The organism is Gloeocapsa sp. DLM2.Bin57 (assembly GCA_007693955.1).
Lineage (GTDB): Bacteria > Cyanobacteriota > Cyanobacteriia > Cyanobacteriales > Gloeocapsaceae > Gloeocapsa.
This window is the reverse complement of the sequence record RECR01000066.1, coordinates 25892-46273: the sequence shown is the minus strand read 5'-3', so window position 1 is coordinate 46273 and position 20382 is coordinate 25892. Positions and strand designations below refer to the sequence as shown.

17 protein-coding genes are annotated in these 20382 nt (G+C 39.2%); 13 read left to right on the top strand and 4 right to left on the bottom strand.

The features are described 5' to 3' along the window. Positions 1-323: 323 nt before the first annotated feature. From ltrA to lexA, 7 genes are all read left to right on the top strand, one after another. Positions 324-2096 (top strand): group II intron reverse transcriptase/maturase, encoded by a 1773-nt coding sequence (ltrA, locus tag EA365_07955; protein ID TVQ45360.1) that lies wholly within the window; start codon positions 324-326, stop codon positions 2094-2096. A gap of 174 nt (positions 2097-2270) precedes the next feature. Then, positions 2271-3074: a transposase gene (locus EA365_07950; protein ID TVQ45454.1), complete on the top strand. Its 804-nt coding sequence runs from the start codon at positions 2271-2273 to the stop codon at positions 3072-3074. Positions 3075-3232: 158 nt separating this feature from the next. Further along, positions 3233-4246, top strand: a complete 1014-nt coding sequence (locus tag EA365_07945) for a PstS family phosphate ABC transporter substrate-binding protein (protein ID TVQ45359.1) — start codon at positions 3233-3235, stop codon at positions 4244-4246. Between the two features lie 53 nt (positions 4247-4299). After that, positions 4300-5229, top strand: a complete 930-nt coding sequence (pstC, locus tag EA365_07940; protein TVQ45358.1) for a phosphate ABC transporter permease subunit PstC — start codon at positions 4300-4302, stop codon at positions 5227-5229. Next, the gene (gene pstA, locus EA365_07935; protein TVQ45357.1) at positions 5222-6136 is read left to right on the top strand and encodes a phosphate ABC transporter permease PstA; all 915 of its coding nucleotides are present in this window, start codon (positions 5222-5224) and stop codon (positions 6134-6136) included. Before pstC ends, pstA begins: the two co-directional genes overlap by 8 nt. An 8-nt stretch (positions 6137-6144) precedes the next feature. Next, positions 6145-6945 (top strand): phosphate ABC transporter ATP-binding protein, encoded by an 801-nt coding sequence (pstB, locus tag EA365_07930; GenBank protein TVQ45356.1) that lies wholly within the window; start codon positions 6145-6147, stop codon positions 6943-6945. 87 nt (positions 6946-7032) lie between these two features. Further along, entirely contained in the window at positions 7033-7638 is a 606-nt protein-coding gene (gene lexA / locus EA365_07925) for a repressor LexA (GenBank protein TVQ45355.1), read from the top strand. A gap of 116 nt (positions 7639-7754) precedes the next feature. Here lexA and EA365_07920 read toward each other — a convergent pair whose 3' ends face one another. Beyond that, positions 7755-8345 carry a hypothetical protein gene (locus tag EA365_07920; protein ID TVQ45354.1) on the bottom strand — a complete coding sequence of 197 codons (591 nt, stop codon included), beginning with the start codon at positions 8343-8345 and terminating at the stop codon, positions 7755-7757. A 142-nt stretch (positions 8346-8487) separates the two neighbouring features. On the opposite strand from EA365_07920, the gene EA365_07915 reads away from it, so the two are divergent. The 6 genes from EA365_07915 (at position 8488) to EA365_07890 (ending at position 17846) form a co-directional block, all read left to right on the top strand. Next, complete coding sequence (locus tag EA365_07915) at positions 8488-9597, top strand: site-2 protease family protein (protein ID TVQ45353.1); 1110 nt, start codon at positions 8488-8490, stop codon at positions 9595-9597. A 122-nt stretch (positions 9598-9719) separates the two neighbouring features. After that, positions 9720-10256 carry an NYN domain-containing protein gene (locus EA365_07910; GenBank protein TVQ45352.1) on the top strand — a complete coding sequence of 179 codons (537 nt, stop codon included), beginning with the start codon at positions 9720-9722 and terminating at the stop codon, positions 10254-10256. A gap of 27 nt (positions 10257-10283) precedes the next feature. Next, positions 10284-11873, top strand: a complete 1590-nt coding sequence (locus tag EA365_07905) for a 2-isopropylmalate synthase (GenBank protein ID TVQ45351.1) — start codon at positions 10284-10286, stop codon at positions 11871-11873. A gap of 404 nt (positions 11874-12277) precedes the next feature. Further along, positions 12278-13480, top strand: a complete 1203-nt coding sequence (locus EA365_07900) for a transposase (protein TVQ45350.1) — start codon at positions 12278-12280, stop codon at positions 13478-13480. A gap of 236 nt (positions 13481-13716) precedes the next feature. Continuing rightward, complete coding sequence (locus EA365_07895; protein ID TVQ45349.1) at positions 13717-16560, top strand: bifunctional metallophosphatase/5'-nucleotidase; 2844 nt, start codon at positions 13717-13719, stop codon at positions 16558-16560. Positions 16561-16898: 338 nt separating this feature from the next. Beyond that, on the top strand, positions 16899-17846 hold the full coding sequence (locus tag EA365_07890) for a phosphate ABC transporter substrate-binding protein (protein TVQ45348.1): 948 nt from the start codon (positions 16899-16901) through the stop codon (positions 17844-17846). Here EA365_07890 and EA365_07885 read toward each other — a convergent pair. The 3 genes from EA365_07885 to EA365_07875 form a co-directional block, all read right to left on the bottom strand. Further along, a complete protein-coding gene (locus EA365_07885) occupies positions 17843-18727 on the bottom strand; it encodes a phosphatidate cytidylyltransferase (GenBank protein TVQ45347.1) in 885 nt (294 codons plus the stop codon). The genes EA365_07890 and EA365_07885 overlap by 4 nt on opposite strands. 69 nt (positions 18728-18796) lie before the next feature. After that, positions 18797-19387: a precorrin-6Y C5,15-methyltransferase subunit CbiT gene (gene cbiT / locus EA365_07880; GenBank protein TVQ45346.1), complete on the bottom strand. Its 591-nt coding sequence runs from the start codon at positions 19385-19387 to the stop codon at positions 18797-18799. Positions 19388-19408: 21 nt separating this feature from the next. Beyond that, positions 19409-20380: a cysteine synthase A gene (locus EA365_07875; GenBank protein ID TVQ45453.1), complete on the bottom strand. Its 972-nt coding sequence runs from the start codon at positions 20378-20380 to the stop codon at positions 19409-19411. Positions 20381-20382 lie beyond the last annotated feature (2 nt).

The following is a 20382-nucleotide window of genomic DNA, read 5'->3' as shown; positions in this document are numbered from 1 at the left end:
GCGTTCTGAACAAAGAACAAGGTCAATACTACAGAATTTGCTTTTTCATGTAGAGCATTTATAAAAGACCCGGTGTATAGATAAGACCTAAAGATTACAATCAATGGAAATTTCGGAACGAATTAACCCATATCTATCTCTTGGAATGGTCGATATTCCAAGTAGGTTAGTCAGCCAGATGGTAGATATTGGAGGGATGGAGTAAGAAGCTAAAGCCTAGCCTGAATTAACAGGTATCGCCTGAAAAGGGAAGGGGTAATGCCCAGGATATGCAAACGTACTCCGCAATTAGAACAGAGTATAGTTTCAAGTAGGAAAGGTAAATGGCTAAAACAGAAAATGTGGCAAGAGATATGAACAGCTGGGAATGGACTGATGTCAATTGGCGGAAAGTTCAAACTACAGTCTTTAGCCTCCAAAAGAGAATATACAAAGCTTCACGTTGTGGGGATGTCCGTAAAGTAAGGAGACTCCAAAAAACGCTGATGAGGTCTTGGTCAGCTAAGGTGCTGGCAGTCAGACAGGTAACACAAGACAATCGAGGAAAGAAAACGGCAGGTGTGGATGGTGTTAAATCTCTATCCCCAGAAGCACGTGTGAAACTCGTAGGTCAATTAAAGTTAACTGGTAAGTCAAAATCGACACGCAGAGTGTGGATTCCAAAACCCGGGAAAACAGAAAAAAGACCATTGGGAATACCAACAATGTATGACAGAGCACTCCAGGCATTGGTAAAATTAGCTTTAGAGCCCGAATGGGAGGCAAAATTCGAGCCTTCGAGTTATGGGTTCAGACCAGGAAGGTCCTGTCAAGATGCAATTCATCACATTAAACTCACAGTAAAAGGAGCGGAGAAATTTGTTCTTGATGCTGATATAGCTAAATGTTTTGACCGCATAAACCATAATGCCTTACTAGATAAAGCAGGTTATAAAGGTTTGTTAAGGCAACAAATCAAAGCTTGGTTAAAATCTGGTGTATTAGACCATAAGGTATTTTCTAAGACAGAAATGGGAACTCCTCAAGGTGGAGTCATAAGTCCTTTATTAGCAAATATAGCCCTAGATGGGATTGAAAGAATGCTAATAAACTATGCAGAAAATGCAAAAGGATGGAAAACACCAAGAGGAAACAGTCTAGGTAAGAAGAATAGAGTAGAATCTTTAACTTTTATTCGTTATGCCGACGACTTTGTAGTCCTTCATAAAGATAAAGAAGTGGTCTTAGAATGTAAGGAATTGATATCCACATGGTTACTTGAAATAGGACTTGAATTAAAACCTGAAAAGACACGACTTGCACATACTGTGAACCAAAATCTAAGTGAGGATGGAGAAGCAGGGTTTAATTTCCTTGGATTTCATATTCAGGGGTATAAGATGAGTAAGCATAAGTGTGCAAAAAATGCAAGAAGTGTTCCGCTGGGGTGGAGAGTGCTCATTCATCCGACCAAAGAGAAAATAGCAAATCATATGAGAGAAATTGAAAGAGTAACTAAAGCTCTAAGAAAAGCTCCACAAGCTGCCCTAATTAAGGAATTAAATCCGAAGATAAGAGGGTGGCGACAGTATTACATATATAGTGATGCAAAAACCATGGGGATACTATCAAAATGTGAGCATATGCTATATGAAAAACTCAGAGGTTGGGCAGTATCGAAGGGAGTAAAAGAAAACTTCTATGAAAAATACTGGCATAGAATTGATGGAAGAAAGGTATTTTCAACCAAAGAAGGAGATACTAGCTTAAAGTTAGAAGTCTATAACCCTAAAGATGAACATCATTCAAGTGTTGACTATATAAAGGTGAAAGGCGACAAAAGTCCTTATGATGGAGATTGGAAGTACTGGGCTACACGAAGAGGACAATATCCTGAAACGCCTAATAAGGTTGCGAAACTTTTACAGAGGCAGAAGGGTAAATGCACTTGGTGTGGTCTATATTTCAAAGATGGAGATATATTGGAGGTTGACCATATAAAGCCAAAATCGAAAGGTGGAGGTCATGGACTGAAAAACCTACAAATATTACACGGACATTGTCATGATAAAAAAACAAGACTGGATTCAGAGGCATATTATAATGGATATGTCTAATAAGATATCTGGAATTAAGGAAGCGCGTAATGTCAATACGCAGTCTAGTTGAGTAGCCGTATGAGGGGAAACTCTCACGTACGGTTTCGGAAGAGAGGTGCGGTGTAGTGATACACCCATCGACTCTAACACTTAGGCACAATGTCCATAAGAGGTAAAGCTAAAGATTGGGGTATGCCCAAAACATGTACAATTATTTTCAAACAAAACAAATGGTATGTATCAATTACTGTTGACTGTATCCCAACAAGACCTACTACAGATATAGGAGCAATAGGATTAGACTTTGGAGTTAATCATGCGATCGCCACTAGTGAAGGAGCGTTAATCGATAATCCCAAATTCTTAAAACAAGCTCAAGAAAAAATAAAACAAATTGCTAAAAAAGCAAGACGAAAAAGGATAGGGAGAAAAGGAGTTAAGCCGTCTAGAAGATGTAGAAAAGCACAAAAAGCTTTAGGTAAAATTCAGTCTAAAGTAGGAAGACAAAGACAAGATTGGCAGCACCAAATTAGTAGCAGGATAGTTAGCGATAATAGCCTAATTGCTACAGAAAAGCTTAATCTTAAAGGGATGACCAGAAAATCTAGAGGTAAAAGAAAGAAACAAAAAACAGGCTTAAATCGCTCAATTTTAGATGTAGGAATAGGTAACCTAAAATCTCTAATAAACTATAAGGTTACAGAAGCAGGAGGTTTTTATATTGAAGTACCTACAACAAAAGTAAAACCATCTCAAACCTGTCCTAAATGTGGTTATCAAGAAAAGAAAACGTTAGCCCAAAGAGAGCATAATTGCCAAAAATGCGGCTATAAAGCTAATCGTGATGTAGCAGCAGCACAAGTAATGCTCAATTACGCAAGGGGTTTGGAACGAGCCTCTATAGATGCTGAGTCGCCTAGCTCTACTTTGTGCGGAAGCATGAAGCAACTAGGGGCGTTGAAGCGTCAGAAACCGCGTCACGATAGTGCGCGGTAGTTCATGATTGACTGCGTTAGTTTATTACTAACGCTTCAACCAAACTTGATTTGTGAAAACAATATTGTCTCAATAACCAAAATAGAAAAAATAAGTTATCATAACTCTCGGATTAACATTTATTGATATATCCCAATCAGGTGATTAGTGAGGCAGTAATGAACATTAACAAACATTCGTTCCGTAAAATCTTAACAGGAGTAAGTCTAACGGCTTTAACCCTAGGTTTAATCGCTCCTGGAAGTATCGCTTCTGTTAAACAAGAAATCAGTGGCGATATCGCCATCGATGGATCTAGTACAGTATTTCCTGTAACTGAAGCGATGGCAGAAGAGTTTCAAATAGCTAATCCCGGTGTCAGAGTAACCGTTGGTATTTCTGGTTCTGGTGGCGGGTTCAAAAAATTCTGTGCAGGAGAAACCGATATTTCTAACGCTTCTCGTCCCATTAAAACCTCAGAAATGGAAGAATGTGCTCAAGCAGGAATCGAATTTATTGAACTTCCCATCGCTTTTGACGCTCTTTCTGTGGTAGTCAATCCTAACAACGATTGGGCAGAATGTCTAACCGTGGAAGAGTTAAATACAATGTGGGCTACGGAGTCTCAAGGTACTGTTACCAATTGGAATCAAATTAGAGAAGGATTCCCCGATCGCCCTCTAACCTTATACGGACCTGGAGTAGATTCAGGAACATTTGATTACTTTACTGACGCTATTAATGGTGCGGAGGGAGATAGTCGCGGTGATTTCACCGCTAGTGAAGATGATAACGTCATCGTTTTAGGGGTGGCTCAAGATGAAAATGCTTTAGGTTTCTTTGGACTAGCTTACCTAGAAGAAAATAGAGATACTCTCAGAGCTGTTAAAATTGATGAGGGTAATGGTTGTGTAGAGCCTTCTGTAGCAACTGTAGAAGATGGTACTTATCAACCTCTAGCGCGTCCCATTTTTATCTATGTGAGGAAATCTTCTTTAGAACGTCCCGAAGTTAAAGCCTTTGTTGATTTTTATCTAGCCCCAGAAAACATGGAACTAGTATCAGAAGTAGGTTATATAGCCTTACCTGCAGCTGTTAACGAAAAAGCTCGCAATCGTCTCAATAGTCAAACTACCGGTACAATTTTTGAGGGTGGCTCTACCGTAGGGGTTAACCTTAATGAAGTGCTCTAAAATTAGTTATTGACCAGAATTAGGAGGGTTTAGCCCTCCTGAACCTAAATCTTATGGAAACAAGCAATATCCCTAGATCCGAGAATTGGCGACCTAGAACCAAGCTCAAAAAATGGACTCAGCGTCTAATTGTGGGCATTTGTGCCCTGTTTGCTAGTATCTCTATCGCTACCACTATCGGTATTGTTGTGACTTTAGTAGTAGATGCTTTAGGTTTTTTTGCTGAAGTACCCCTAACCCGCTTTCTCACCGATACAGAGTGGACACCTTTATTCACTAACGCACAATTCGGTATTTTTGTACTAATTAGCGCAACTTTTTTAACTTCTGTGATAGCGCTGCTCGTAGCTGTACCCTTGGGTTTATTAGCAGCTATCTGTTTAAGTGAATACGCTCCCCGCTCCTGGAGACGATGGCTTAAACCAGGCTTAGAAATCCTCGCAGGAGTACCTTCAGTAGTTTATGGTTATTTTGCCTTATTATTTGTAACTCCCTTACTTAGAAGTATTATACCCGAGATTAAACCCTTTAATGCTTTAAGCGCAGGTTTAATCTTAGGTATATCTATCTTACCTACCGTAGCTTCTTTAAGCGAAGATGCTATTTTTGCTGTACCTAATAGTTTACGTCAAGGAGCTTACGCCCTAGGCTCGACTAAACGAGAAGTAGTTACAGGGGTGGTGATTCCTGCTGCTTTATCAGGGATTGTGGCTTCTTTTATCCTCGGTGTTTCTCGTGCGGTAGGAGAGACGATGATTGTAACCATCGCCGCGGGACAAAATCCAACTTTAACCCTTAATCCCTTTGTACCAGTGGCTACGATGACAGCTTTTATCGTACAGGTGAGCTTAGGAGATGCTCCTCATGGTACTCTAGCTTTTAAGACTATCTATGCAGTTGGTTTAACCCTATTTTTAATTACTCTAGCTTTAAATATCTTGAGCTATTGGTTTGTACGTCGTTTTCAACAGAAATATGATTAACTCACAAGCAGATTCTACCAAGACAGGAATATTTAATTATGCTCTCAACCGTCGTTATCAAGTAGGGCGGATTTTTGCTACTTTATGTTGGCTAGCAGTAGCTTTAGCCTTAATCGTTCTCGTAGTGTTACTAATTAATGTATTTATCGATGGTTTACCTCGTCTAGACTGGGGTTTGTTGACTAACTTTCCTTCTCGTCGTCCTGCTCAAGCTGGTTTAAAATCGGCTTTAGTGGGTAGCATTTGGTTAATGGTGTTAACTAGTATCATCACTTTTCCCCTAGGTGTAGGAGCAGCTATCTTTCTAGAAGAGTTCGCCGTAGATAGTTGGTTCGCTAAAGTTATCGAGATTAATATTAATAATTTAGCTGCTGTACCTTCGATTATTTATGGTCTGTTGGGGTTAGAATTATTTGTAAGGGTGATGAGTCCGATTACTAATGGACGTAGTGTGATTTCAGGTGCTCTGACTCTTTCTTTGTTAGTTTTACCGATTATTATTGTAGCTACTCGTGAAGCCCTTCGGGCTGTACCTAATAGCTTACGTCAAGCGGGTTTTGCTCTAGGAGCAACTCGCTGGGAAGTGGTTAAAGACCATGTTTTTCCTCTAGCTTTTCCTGGTATTCTCACGGGAGTAATTCTCGCTTTGTCTCGTGCTATTGGAGAAACTGCACCCTTGATTACTATTGGTGCACTAACTTTTATCGCCTTTTTACCTCCTCTAGGTTTGGAAGGATTGCATTCACCCTTTACCGCCTTACCTATTCAGATTTTTAACTGGGTTTCTCGCCCTCAAGCTGCTTTTCATACCGTTGCCGCCGCCGGAATCATTGTTTTAATGGTTGTCTTGTTGTTAATGAATGCTGTGGCAATTTTGCTAAGAAATAAATTTCAACGTAATTTTTAGTTATTGATATGGTTGATTCTAAGGCTGAGACTGCAAAGACTGTTTTTGAGGTTAAGGGGGTTTCGGTTTACTATAAACAATTTGAAGCCCTTCGTCAGGTATCCATGAATATTCCCCAAAAGCAAATTACCGCTTTTATTGGTCCATCAGGTTGTGGGAAAAGTACTCTGTTACGTTGTTTTAATCGTCTTAATGATTTGATTCCTGGTGCTAAAGTACAAGGACAAATCTATTACCATGGTCAGGATTTATACGGTCAGAAAGTTGATCCTGTTGAGGTTCGTCAAAAAATTGGGATGGTGTTCCAAAAACCTAACCCTTTTCCTAAGTCTATTTACGATAATATCGCCTATGGAGCAAGAATCAACGGTTATAAGGGCAATATGGATGAACTCGTAGAGCGATCGCTGCGTCAAGCTGCTCTCTGGGATGAGGTCAAAAGTAAACTTAAAGAAAGTGGACTCTCTCTTTCGGGTGGACAACAACAACGACTTTGTATCGCTAGGGCGATCGCTATTGAACCAGAGGCGATCTTAATGGATGAACCCTGTTCAGCTTTAGATCCGATTTCTACTTTGAAAATTGAAGAGTTGATGCACGAGTTAAAATCCCAATATACCATTATTATTGTTACTCATAATATGCAGCAAGCCCTTCGGGTTTCTAATATGACTGCTTTTTTTAACGTGGTTGCAGGAGATGACGGTAAACGTTCAGGTTATTTGGTTGAATACGATCGCACCGAGAAGATTTTTAGTTTCCCCCAAGAAAACGCTACTCAAGAATACGTTAGCGGTAAATTCGGTTAACGCCAATAGCTGCTCGTTGAAGAGGCGATGCCATTGCTGATAATCCCTTATATTAGTACTAATGTTCTGATATAAGGTTTATCTAAAATGGAAAAGTTAACCAAAGTGCAAGAGGAATTATATAGTTATTTGCTTGAATATATTAACGAGACTCAACACGCACCCTCGATTCGCCAAATGATGCAAGCAATGAATCTGAAATCACCCGCACCGATTCAAAGTCGTTTAGAAAGATTGCGCAGTAAAGGTTATATCGATTGGATTGATGGACAAGCTAGGACTATCAGAATTTTACAACAATCAAACCAGAAACAACTACCTATTTTAGGAGCGATCGCCGCGGGAGGATTAGTCGAACCCTTTAATGATGTTCAAGAAACCTTGAATCTGAATTATCTATCTCAATCTAGCAAGCATTACGCTTTAGTGGTAGTAGGAGATAGCATGATTCAAGACTTAATCGCTGAAGGAGATTATGTGATTATGCGTTCTCTTTCTCCCGATGAAGTGATTAAAAATGGTGAAATTGTCGCAGCTAGAGTCAAAGGATTAGGAACAACCCTAAAGCGATTTTACCAAAAACAAGGTATGATTATTCTCCAAGCCTCTAACCCTAAATACAAGCCTATCACAGTTAATCCCGATGAGGTAGAAATACAGGGAGTTTTAGTAGGTGTATGGCGAGAAATGTAACCCTAGCAATAGGGAAGAGAGCGGGAAAGGGGGGAGTAGGGAGCTTCTAAGTATGATATATAGGAATAATAGCACCTAAAACCGTTCAACCGTTCTACCTAACTCATTAAATCTCCTCACCCTTGATAATGTTTCTTCAAAGGTAATAAACCTCCCAATAACATTAAAGAAGTAATTATTGTAGTAGGCTCGGGTACGGGTTGAAAGGTGATAGAGGCGATCGCATAAGATCCCGGAGAACCTGCTGGTCTGCCAAATTCAAAAAAGCTACCAGTTAAACTTAAACCAGTAACGTCAGCTAATGCTGTAACTGGCTGCACTACGTTATCGATTCTAGTAACATAATTCCCTGGGCTAGCGATACTAAAATCAATTGCGGTTAAGATTACAGGTTGAGTAAAGCTAAATCTCAGGATTTCTCCATCATTTCCAGTTCCTCTATTGATTCTACCTTGATTAAAACCAGTTTCACCTGTAGAAGTAACCCCGATACCTTCAGCATTACTGATACCAATCAAAGCCGATTGTTGATTGAACGTAGAGGTAATTGTAGTAGTGATACCATCTTCAGTTAGGATTACCTCGGTTAAATTAGGTTGGTTACCACCACCTGTAAAAGTAAAGGTAGCAGCTTCTGCACGATAATTAGAGAAAAATAAACCAGTTAGGGCTAAAGTACTAGCAATAGTAAGAGTTTGTGCTTTCATAGGTTCAAATTTTTTGATAACTTTTCTATCTTTATAGCGTTTCTAAAATTAACAGGCACGGATTTCCCTACCTTTAATTAAATGAATTGTTCTTTACACTTCGTTACAATGAATTTAGTTACTCCAAAAGGAGCAAAAATATATGAACGGAAACATCAGGGTAGGTAATCTCTTTGGTATTCCTTTTTACCTCAATCCCTCCTGGTTTTTTATTTTAGGCTTAATTACTCTAACCTATGGACAACAATTAGCGGGATTTTTTCCACAGCCAAGTATTCTACCTTGGGTATTGGGATTTATAACCGCAATCTTGCTATTTAGTTCGGTTTTAGCCCACGAATTGGGTCATAGTTTAGTAGCAATTAGTCAAGGGATAGAGGTTAAATCAATTACCCTGTTTTTATTTGGAGGGGTTGCTAGTTTAGAAAAAGAATCAGAAAAACCTTGGCAATCCTTATTAATCGCGATCGCAGGTCCTGGGGTTAGTCTATTATTATACGGTTTGTTTACTGTAATTAGTCTAAACCTAGCCTTATCTCCACCTCTACAAGGGATTGTGTTTTTATTAGGTACGATCAACCTAGTTTTAGCCCTATTTAACATGATTCCTGGATTACCCCTAGACGGTGGTAATGTCCTCAAAGCCATAGTTTGGCAAATCACAGGTAACCCTAATAAAGGGATCTTGATAGCTAGTAGATTTGGTCAATTCTTTGGGTGGTTAGGGATTGTTATTGGTATCCTTGCTACTTTAGGAATTAGTCCCATCGGTAGTTTTTGGACAGGTTTAATAGGTTGGTTTATCCTGACTAATGCTTCCAATTCAGCTACAGCAGCGAAAATACAAGGAAAACTAAGTAATTTAACCGCAGCTGATGCAGTCTTAAAAGATAGTCCGATCGTTCCTGGAAATTTAACCCTCAGAGAATTTGCTAACGATTATGTGATTGGACAAAAATCCTGGCGTCGTTTTTTAATTACTAACCCAGAAGGAGAATTAATCGGAGTAGTCGCTGTAGAGGATTTAAAGAAAGTCTCCACCTCTGATTGGAATGAGCAACAACTAACAGATATCTTGTCACCTGTTACCAGTATCACCACCGTTGAGGGCGATCGCAATCTCCTAGACGTAGTGCAACTAATTGAACAAAAGCAACTCCAAGAGATCATTGTTTTAGATAAAGAGCAAAAATTACTAGGATTAATCGAAAAACCAGGGATTATTAGCCTCTTGCAACAAGCCAAAGCCTAACATATACTTTTAAATAATACGATTATCTAACCTTTCTCTAATTAAGGCAAAATTTGCTAAGATTATAGATTAGGCTTAGATATCGTTTTATTTTTTATTAAATTCTTAGGTCATTAAATTGTATGAATTATGCTAATAACCTTCCTATGTGTAAAAGAGATAGATTATCGATTTTTGTAGATGGAAACAATATGTTTTATGCTCAACAAAAAAATGGGTGGTTTTTCGATCCAAGAAGAGTTTTAACCTACTTTACAGATGATCCTCACGTAAGTTTAATCAATGCTTTTTGGTACACAGGGTTAAAAGACTCTCAAGATCAACGAGGTTTTAGAGATGCTTTAATTAGTTTAGGATACACCGTCAGAACGAAAATATTAAAAGAATATTATGACGATAGCTCGGGGAAATATTCCCAAAAAGCTAATCTAGATATAGAAATAGTAGTAGATATGTTTAATACCGTTGAACAATACGATCGCGTAATTTTATTTAGTGGTGACGGAGACTTTGAAAGAGCAATAGAATTATTACGCTCTAAAAATACCCATATAACAGTGGTTTCTACAGAAGGAATGATCGCAAGAGAGTTAAGAAATGCAACAGATCGTTACGTAGATTTAAACGATATTCGCGAATATATCGAAAAAAATGATTAAAAATATAAATAAGGAAGGAAAAATAACATGACCAATACAACAGATCGGATTATTATCTTTGATACCACCTTAAGAGATGGAGAACAATCCCCTGGTGCTACCCTAAACGGAGAAGAAAAAATCACCATAGCTAGAGCATTAGCGCGTCTAGGAGTAGATATAATTGAAGCGGGTTTCCCCTTCGCAAGTCCAGGGGATTTTAACGCAGTCCAAAAAGTAGCCCAAGAAGTAGGTACAGAATCAGGACCGACAATCTGCGCTCTAGCCCGCGCAACCCAACAAGATATCAAAACAGCAGCCGAAGCGATTAAACCAGCAGCGAAAGGGCGCATACATACCTTTCTGGCGACATCTGATATCCATATGGAATATAAGCTCAAAAAAACCCGCCAGGAAGTGTTAGCCATAGTTCCAGAAATGGTAGCTTATGCTAGATCCTTCGTAGAAGACGTAGAATTCTCACCAGAAGACGCAGGGAGAAGTGACCCGGAATTTCTCTATCAAGTCTTAGAAAGAGCGATCGCCGCAGGAGCTACCACGGTTAATATCCCTGATACCGTAGGTTATACCACTCCTAGTGAATTTGGGGCAATAATTCGAGGTATCAAAGAAAACGTACCCAACATCGATAATGCGATTATCTCAGTCCATGGACATAATGACTTGGGTTTAGCAGTGGCTAACTTCCTCGAAGCAATTAAAAACGGCGCGAGACAACTAGAATGCACCATCAATGGTATCGGGGAAAGAGCGGGAAACGCAGCCCTAGAAGAGTTGGTTATGGCGCTACACGTACGCCGTCAATATTTTAACCCCTTTTTGGGACGTCCCGTCGAATCCACAGAGCCTTTAACTAACATCGATACCACCTGTATCTATAAAACCTCCCGACTAGTATCTAATCTCACGGGAATGATGGTACAACCTAATAAGGCGATCGTTGGCTCTAATGCTTTTGCTCATGAATCGGGTATTCACCAAGACGGAGTACTCAAACATAAGCTAACCTACGAAATTATGGATGCTCAATCTATTGGGTTAACTAATAATCAAATTGTACTAGGCAAACATTCAGGTCGTAATGCTTTTCGCACTCGTCTCAAAGAGTTAGGTTTTGACCTTTCCGAAAGTGAATTAAATAGCGCTTTTGTGGCTTTTAAAGAAATCGCTGATAAAAAGAAAGAAATCACCGATTGGGATTTAGAAGCGATTATCAACGAGGAGATACACCAAGTACCCGAACTATTTCGCTTAGAGTTAGTCCAAGTATCTAGCGGCGATCATTCTCGTCCTACTGCTACAGTAACCCTACGTACTCCCCAGGGAGAAGAACTCACCGACGCAGCTATAGGTACAGGACCGGTTGACGCGGTTTATAAAGCTATTAATCGTGTAGTTCAAGTTCCTAACGAATTGATTGAGTTTTCTGTGCAATCAGTAACCGCGGGTATCGACGCTATGGGAGAGGTAACTATACGCTTACGTCATCAAGACAGGATTTATTCTGGTCATTCTGCGGATACAGATATTATAGTAGCTTCAGCCAGAGCCTATATTAACGCTTTAAATCGTCTTTATAGCGCTTTACAAGCTCAAAAAACCGAGGAATTGGTTTAGTTACTCATCAGCAAAAGTGTAAAACCCCCCTAACTTCTTTTAAAACAGGGGGGGTAAATACAGTAAACAAATAACTAATCAAACTTACTCAACCTTGTCCATTTACTTAGCTAAATGACAATAATGACTAACTTTTTTCTCGATTAAGGTCAATTAACCTAAGCTTAGCAGGAAACAGAGAATAGGCAACAGGGAATTTAATTTAAGTGCATCTGTTGCTTATTATCGGTTATCATGACCAGCTAAAAGTAGCTAGTTAAACGTCATGCTTATTACCAAAATTAGAGACAATAAAGTCTTTCGACTTGTTCTCACTCATCAAGAGAAATTATAACTGTTTTTTTTGTGTTGACTTTATGGTTCAAGAAGCCAGAAAAATAAAAAGCTAGTAGAGGAATTAAAAGATGTCCCTAGTAGGATTTAAAACTTCTTTGAGACTCAATAACAAGCAGGCTACGTTAGCAGCCAAACACGCAGGCGTAGCCAGACACGCTTATAATTGGGGACTAGCCACTTGTTTTCAAGCGTTAGAAAATAACGAGAAACTACCATCTTCTATTGACCTTCATAAAAAATTAGTAGCTGAAGTCAAATCAGTTTACGACTGGTATTATGAGGTTAGTAAATGTGCTCCTCAAGAAGCATTAAGACATTTAAGTACAGCCTTTAAAAACTGGTGGGTACATAAACATTGCAAGCGTCCTGTCTTTAAGAAAAAAGGAAAAGGAGATAGTTTTTATCTTGAAGGAAACATCAGGATATCAGGCAATAAAATTAAAATACCTATTTTTGGTTGGGTAACTTGTGACGAAATACTCCCAACAGTTATTCCGAAAAATGTAACCATCAGCAAACGAGCTAATAAATGGTTTATTTCTTTTCGCTATGAACTAGAAAATAGAATCACTACCAAAAAAGCAGAAAGAGTAGGAGTTGATGTTGGAATAAATGCCCTTGCTACCTGTTCAGAAGGAACAGTTTTCCCTAATCCTAAAGCCTATAGAAAAGCTAAAAGGAGATTAGCTAGATTGCAACGAAGAGTTAGCAAAAAAGTAAAAGGTTCAAGTAACAGGAAAAAAGCAATTACTAAATTAGGGATTGCGCACAAAAAAGTATCTGATATCAGAAAAGATAATCTTCATAAAATAACTACTTTCCTGGCTAAAAACCACAGCCAGGTAGTAATTGAAGATTTAAATGTGTCAGGAATGATGAAAAATCATAGACTGGCAAGTGCAATAGCAGATTGTGGCTTTTTTGAGTTTAAAAGGCAATTAACCTACAAATGTGATTGGTACGGAAGTGAATTAATCGTAGCAGATAGATTCTTTCCATCTAGTCAAATTTGCTCTAATTGTGGGAACAGGCAAAAAATGCCATTAAAGGCAAGAGTCTATAACTGTCCTAACTGCAACATCAGTATAGATAGAGATTTAAATGCTAGTATAAATCTTAAGAATTATGCAAGTACCTCAAGCTCTGGGGAAACTTTAAATAAAGCTTGTGGAGAAGATACTACTCTTGATAGCAAAGCTATTGAGTCTTCGTTGAAGCAAGAAATAAGCTTTAAACCTATACAGTTAAGTCTTTTTGACTTTTCTGTATAAGATTGAATAAGTCTTATAGAGCGGAATTGTCTAACTGGTCATTAACATAAGTATTAAATCAAGTCTCAAAGACATTAAGTGATAGATGGTATTCTTGTCCTAATTGTAGTTTTAAGTATAGATAGAGATTTAAATTCAGCAATTTTAATTCAAGTTTAACTAAGCTTAAACTGAAGATAACGAGGTCTTAATCTCAGTAGAGTAGCATAATTTAGTAACTCAGACTAGGAGCTAAAATGGCTGAATTTACTTTACAGATTATACATACCTCTGACCAAGAAGCAGGGATACCAGCGCTACAAGATATCATCGGATTATCTGCAGTGATGAACGCGATAGAGGATGATTACGAAAATACGATTAAACTAACTTCAGGAGATATGTATATCTCAGGACCATTTTATGGTGCGAGTAGTGATATATATGATTCTCAAGCCACAGAAAGTAACGCTAATGTTCCAGGTATAGCGGATATTTTAGTTAATAACGCTTTAGGATGGGATGCTGCCGCGGTAGGAAACCACGAGTTTAGTTCTGCAGATACAGGGTTTTTTAACTTAATCGCTTCTAATCCTGATATCGTTGACGGTGAAGCAGGTGGAGTAGGTATCGGTGAGGATGGTTATCCAGGTACAGCATTTCCCTACTTAGCCACTAATTTAGACTACTCAGAAGCTACTCTACCCGAAGGTTTAGAAGTAATAGAAGGTGGTCAACCTGCTCAAGGTAATACCCTTGCTCCTAGTACAATAGTAGAAGTTAATGGAGAAGAAATAGGGATAATTGGTACAGTAACTCCTTATTTACCAGCGATCGCCAATATTGGTAACATTCGTATGACCACAGGGGATAATATAAATGCTACCACTCCTATTGAAACCCAAGTAGATGTATTGGTAGAGAGTATCCAACCTGAAGTAGATTTACTTCTGGATCAGGATATTAATAAAATCATCTTAATGACGCACCTACAGGAAGCAGAAATAGAACAAGCTTTAGCCCAAAGACTAGTAGATGAGGGAATACCGATAGATGTTCACATCGGTGGTGGTTCACACCGAGTCATGGCTGATTCTGATACTGAATTACGCGCAGATGAAACCCAAGAACCACCTAGACTACTGCAACCCTATCCCCAAGAATTTAGCAACGGTGATAATACTATTTATTATGTTAACACCGACTCTAATTATCGTTATCTGAGTCAATTAATCACTACCTTTGATGAAGATGGCAATATTATTGAAATAGGAGAGGATAGTCAAACCTTTGCTACAGATATCGGTGGTGTTAACCGAGTTTACGATGACGAAATCACCAGTTTTGCTGAGGTTAGAGACAACGCAGATCCCGAGATAGTTGACATTGTTGACGGAGTTGGTAACTACATCAATGCTCAAGACGCGGTTATTTTTGGTCAAACCGAGGTTTTTCTCAATGGGTTACGTGGTTCAGTGCGTAGTGAAGAGACTAACTTAGGTAATTTAACTGCTGATTCTCAACGTTTTTACGCTCAAAAGTATTTAGATGAGTATGGAGACGAACTCCTCGAAGGATTTGATGAGATTCAGATTTCCTTTAAAAATGGTGGTGGGATTCGTGATGCGATCGGAGAGTCTTATATCGAAGGTGGTACTAATGAACTGATTCAAAGACCAACCGCAGCTAACCCTGAAGTAGATAAACAACAAGGTGATATTTCTCAACTAGATATCAACAATTCTCTTCGTTTTAACAGTGGTATAGTGGTTGGAAAAGTTACCGCAGAAGGACTACAGCAACTTGCAGAGCATATGGTTTCTGCTGTAGAACTCGGTAGCGGACGTTTTGGTCAAATTAGCGGGATGAAGTTTAGCTTTGATCCTGACGCACCTGCAGCTACAGATGAACAACCAGGAGAACGTTTACAGAATTTAGTTCTTACCAACGATGAGGGAGAAGGGATTCTCACAGTGGTAGAAAATGGTGAATTAGTGGTTGATCCTGATTTAACCTTTAGCATCTCTACCCAAGACTTTTTAGCTAATGGGGGTGATAGTTATCCTCAAGTTATTACCGATATCGTAGAGTTAGTAACCTTAGAAGAACCTAATAGTCTAGCGGATTTAGAGTCAGGTAGAGAACAAGACGCTTTAGCAGAGTATTTAGCTGCTGTTTATAATAACGAAAATGGACAAGATCCCTTTGATGTTGCAGATACACCTGTACAACGAGATGAGCGCTTACAAAACCTTGCTTTTCGTCGAGATACTATCTTATCGGAAACACCCATAGTTGGTGATGGACCTGTCAAAGCTGATTTTAACCTTGATGGAATTTCCGATTTAGTCTGGCGTAATTTCTCTACGGGAGATAATGGTCTCTGGTTGATGAGTGATGCGACAGAGGGTGGTAGCTTTGGTCCTGAAGAGATAGTTACCATTGAGTCACAACTTAACCTAGATTGGGCTATTTCTGGTGTAGCTGATTTCAACGGTAATGGTACAGAAGATCTTCTCTGGCGTAATTTTGAAACTGGTGCTAACGCTATTTGGTTGATGAATGGGGCTGAACGTAGAGCTGTTCGTAATCTAGAAGCTGAAACTAATACTGATTGGTATATCGGTGGTGTTGGTGACGCTAACGAGGATGGAGTACCTGACTTATATTGGCGTAACGATCGCACTGGTACTAATGGTATCTGGTATCTCAACGAAGATTTCTCTGTCAGCGCTAAAGTCGTGATTGGTGGACAAGATAACCCCAATTGGCAACTAGTAGCGGTAGATGACATGAATAATAATGGTGTTCCCGATTTAATCTGGCGCAATCGTCAAACTGGTACTAATGGTGTTTGGTTAATGGGTGGAGAAGTAGGACAAGATATTAACGAGATAGTTACTCTAGATGAGGAACTCAACTCTGATTGGACTATTCGCGGTACTGGTGATTTTAATGGCGATGGTAACGCAGACTTAATCTGGCGTAACAATGCTAATGGTAATAATGGTATTTGGTTGTACAATGGCAATTTAGGTCGTATTGCTACAGTTGCTTTTGAAACTCAAGAAAATACTGACTGGCAAATCGTACAACGTTAAGTTGACACTCCCCCGCTAAATGCTACCGCATTATAACTTATTTGGATACAGCTTTAATTCCTGCTGTATCCCCGACAAACCGACTCCACAAGCTTTTTCTTTAACGGTGTGCCCCACCTCTATTATAGCAGTACGCATCTGGAGTGTCTGACATTTTTGAGTCATCAAACCTATATTAGGTGGAACGGTTTTAGGTGCTATTATTCTTATATATCATACTCTGAAACTATCCTATTCCCTATTCAAGTAGCGCTATATTAAAAAAAGATTAAGTATATATAATTTGCTACTTTAAAAAATACGATGTTAGAATTTAATTAGTTCATTGAGTTAAAATCATGGCACAGAAAAACGAAACCCTTCCTCTGGTTCTAGCTTTTTTGATAACCTGTGGTATAGTTGGAGGGGGTATCTGGTGGTTTTTGCAACAATCCTCTAATTTACCAGTAGCAGAAACAACCCCTACCCAACCAATTACAGAAACACCCCCTACCGAACCAGTAGCAGAAACAACCCCTACTATCCCTGTTAACCCTACTACTGCAACTGAGCAAAACTTACCCTTTGTTTCCCAAGTCCCCATGGGAACTACCATCAGAATTAATGGTTCTACTAGTATGGTACAGGTAAATGAAGCTTTTAAAAAAGGTTTTATGGAACAATACCCTGGCACAATGGTAATAGCTAGAGCAAGTGGTACAGAAGTAGGACTAAGAGAATTGTTAGAGGGAAAAGTGGATATAGCTGCTATGTCTCGTCCTTTAACTCCAGGAGAACAACAACAAGGATTAGCATCCATACCAGTAGTTCGAGACGCGATCGCCGTTTTTGTGGGTATAAATAACCCTTTTACAGGTAGTTTAACCTCTCAACAGGTTGCTGGTATTTTCCAAGGCAGAATTCAAAATTGGTCAGAGGTAGGCGGCCCCAATGTACCCATTAGAGTAATTAATCGTGCTCCTACTAGTGGGACATATGGTTTTTTCCAAGAAGTAGCATTACAAGGTCAAGAGTTTGGTAATACCCCCAATATTACTACTCTCACCGTAGATGAAACAACCCCCATTATTCGGGATATTGGTACAGACGCCATTAGCTATGCTACCTATAGTCAAATTGCCAATCAATCCACGGCTAAAGTTTTACCAATAGATGGTTTAAATCCCAATGATGGTAATTATCCTCTGCAAAGAATTTTATACTATGTCTATAAAGAACCAACTAGTCCACAAGTTGAAGCATTTTTAGGCTTTGTTAGGTCTCCCCAAGGTCAACAAAGTCTCTAACGGGGAAATTTGGCAATAAAGGGCAATAACAGAAAAATATAATAATATACTAATGGCGCAGTAAAGACATAACTATCAGTGCGATCTAATATACCACCATGACCAGGTATGAGTTGTCCAGAGTCTTTTACCCCTGCGTCTCTTTTAATCATCGATTCGGTTAAATCACCTAATAAACTAACTACCCCAATCAATAAACCAAAAATAGCCCCTGTAACCTCCCAAACGGGCCAACCTAAATACCAAGCGCCAATCTCTCCAATTGCTATACTTCCTGCGATACCAAATAAAGCACCTTCTACGGTTTTTTTAGGGCTAATGGCTGAGAGTCTTGTACGTCCAAAGTATTTACCCATTAAATAAGCGCCTATATCTGCCGCCCAAATACAGCTAAAAGCGAATAAGGTGACTGTTAAAGCCACAGGAAAACTGCGCCAATCCAACCAAGATTCCGGCCAATATCCCTGTAAAAACAGTTGATTATCAGGTAAGGTTAGATCTGAACCTACTCTTAAACGAATCCAAAAAGAGGGTAAGTAACCACCGTAGAATAACCCAAAGACAGAACTAGATAAATCAGCAATAGTCGCAGGTTTAGATTGAAATAACAAATAAAAACAAGTCAAAGCCCCAGCTAAGGGAAAAATAACGTCAACTAACTCGGGAGTGACAGTGGCCGTAATTAACAAAATTTGCGAAGCAACTAGAGTAGTTTTAGTAGCAGGAATTATACCCTTAGCTTGGATTAGTTTAAATAATTCCAATTGTCCTAAAAACACAATCAGCGAAAATCCTAGGGTAAAGTACCAACTTCCTAGGATAATCATTAAAAAAGCAATGGCGATCGCGACTAAAGCGCTAACAAGACGTTGAGGTGACATTTATACTTAAAATAAGAAAAGGTTAAGAAGCTATTAATAGAAGCTTAACAAATTAACTCTGATAATGGGTTAAAACTTATCCCCACTCAGGATAAACATCGGATCTACCGCAGCAAAGACTTGTTGTATTCCTCTTGTCTCTAAACGATTAATCGCTGATTGAACTACCTCTATATTACGAGCTTGTAATTCTGCTAAGCCTTCTGATAATAAATATAACTGCTCTAAACTGCTCGCGGTGGCTACTACCCTTCCTCCTGACTGTAGATATTGCCAGGCTTTTTGCAAGATTTCTTTAACGGGTTTTCCCCCTTCTAAACAAATACGATCTGGTGGAGGTTGTAAATGGGCAAAACATTCCGGGGCTTCTTCTTCTAAGACTTGAACATTACTTACCCCAAATCTACTGCAATTATAACGAATTAAATTAGCTACCTCTTCGTCTCTTTCTACCGCAATGATTTGAGCATCGGGACATAATAAGCCAATTTCTACAGGAATTGTTCCAGTTCCTGCGCCGATATCCCAGAGAATAGATTTTTCTTTGATTTGTAAAGCTGAAATGAGCAATAAACGCACTTCTTTTTTACTCAAAGGAATACCAGGAAGTCTTTCAAAGAGATGATCAGATATCCCTGGAGTTTTGTAGGGCCATAACATAATAGATTAGTCCTCATAGTATTAAATCAAAAGACCCTTTGCTTTCAACCAATCAGAATTATAGAGTCGAGACTGATAACGTCCCCCACCATCACAAAGTACCGTTACAATAGTATGACCTGGTCCTAGTTCCTTAGCTAAGGCTACAGCAGCAGCTACATTGATCCCTACAGATCCACCCATAAACAGACCTTCTTGACGCAATAATTGATAGATTACTTTTACTGCTTCAGGATCTTCTACTTGAATTGCATCATCTATAGGTACATTCTGCATATTAGCGGTGATACGACTATTACCGATACCCTCGGTGATGGAACTTCCCTCTATGTTAATTTCTCCGGTTTTAACGTAGCTATATAAACCACTCCCCAGGGGATCTGCGACAACGCACTTAATGTCGGGATTTTGTTCCTTTAAAAATAAAGCAACTCCCGCGTAAGTACCACCAGTACCGGTAGCAGCTACCCAAGCGTCTATTTTACCATCGGTTTGGGACCAAATTTCTGGTCCTGTGGTTTCATAATGTGCCTGACGATTAGCTAGATTATCAAACTGATTAGCCCAGATCGCGTTTTCCATCTCTTCAGCGATACGCCCTGAGAGTTTAACATAGTTATTGGGGTTTTTATAGGGTACAGCAGGTACAGGTCTAACTTGGGCCCCTAGTAACCTGAGTGTGTCCATTTTCTCTTGAGATTGAGTCTCGGGGATAACAATCAAGCATTTATAACCTTTTGCATTACATATGTGCGCTAAACCAATACCCGTATTCCCTGCTGTACCTTCTACCACAGTCCCACCAGGTAAGAGCAGACCTTTTGCTTCTGCGTCTTCGATAATATATAAAGCTGCGCGATCTTTGACGCTACCACCAGGATTGAGAAACTCTGCTTTACCTAAAATCTCACAACCTGTAGCTTCACTAAAAGTATTTAGTCTAATTAAGGGTGTATTGCCAATTGTGCCCACAAAACCGTTTTTAATATCCATAT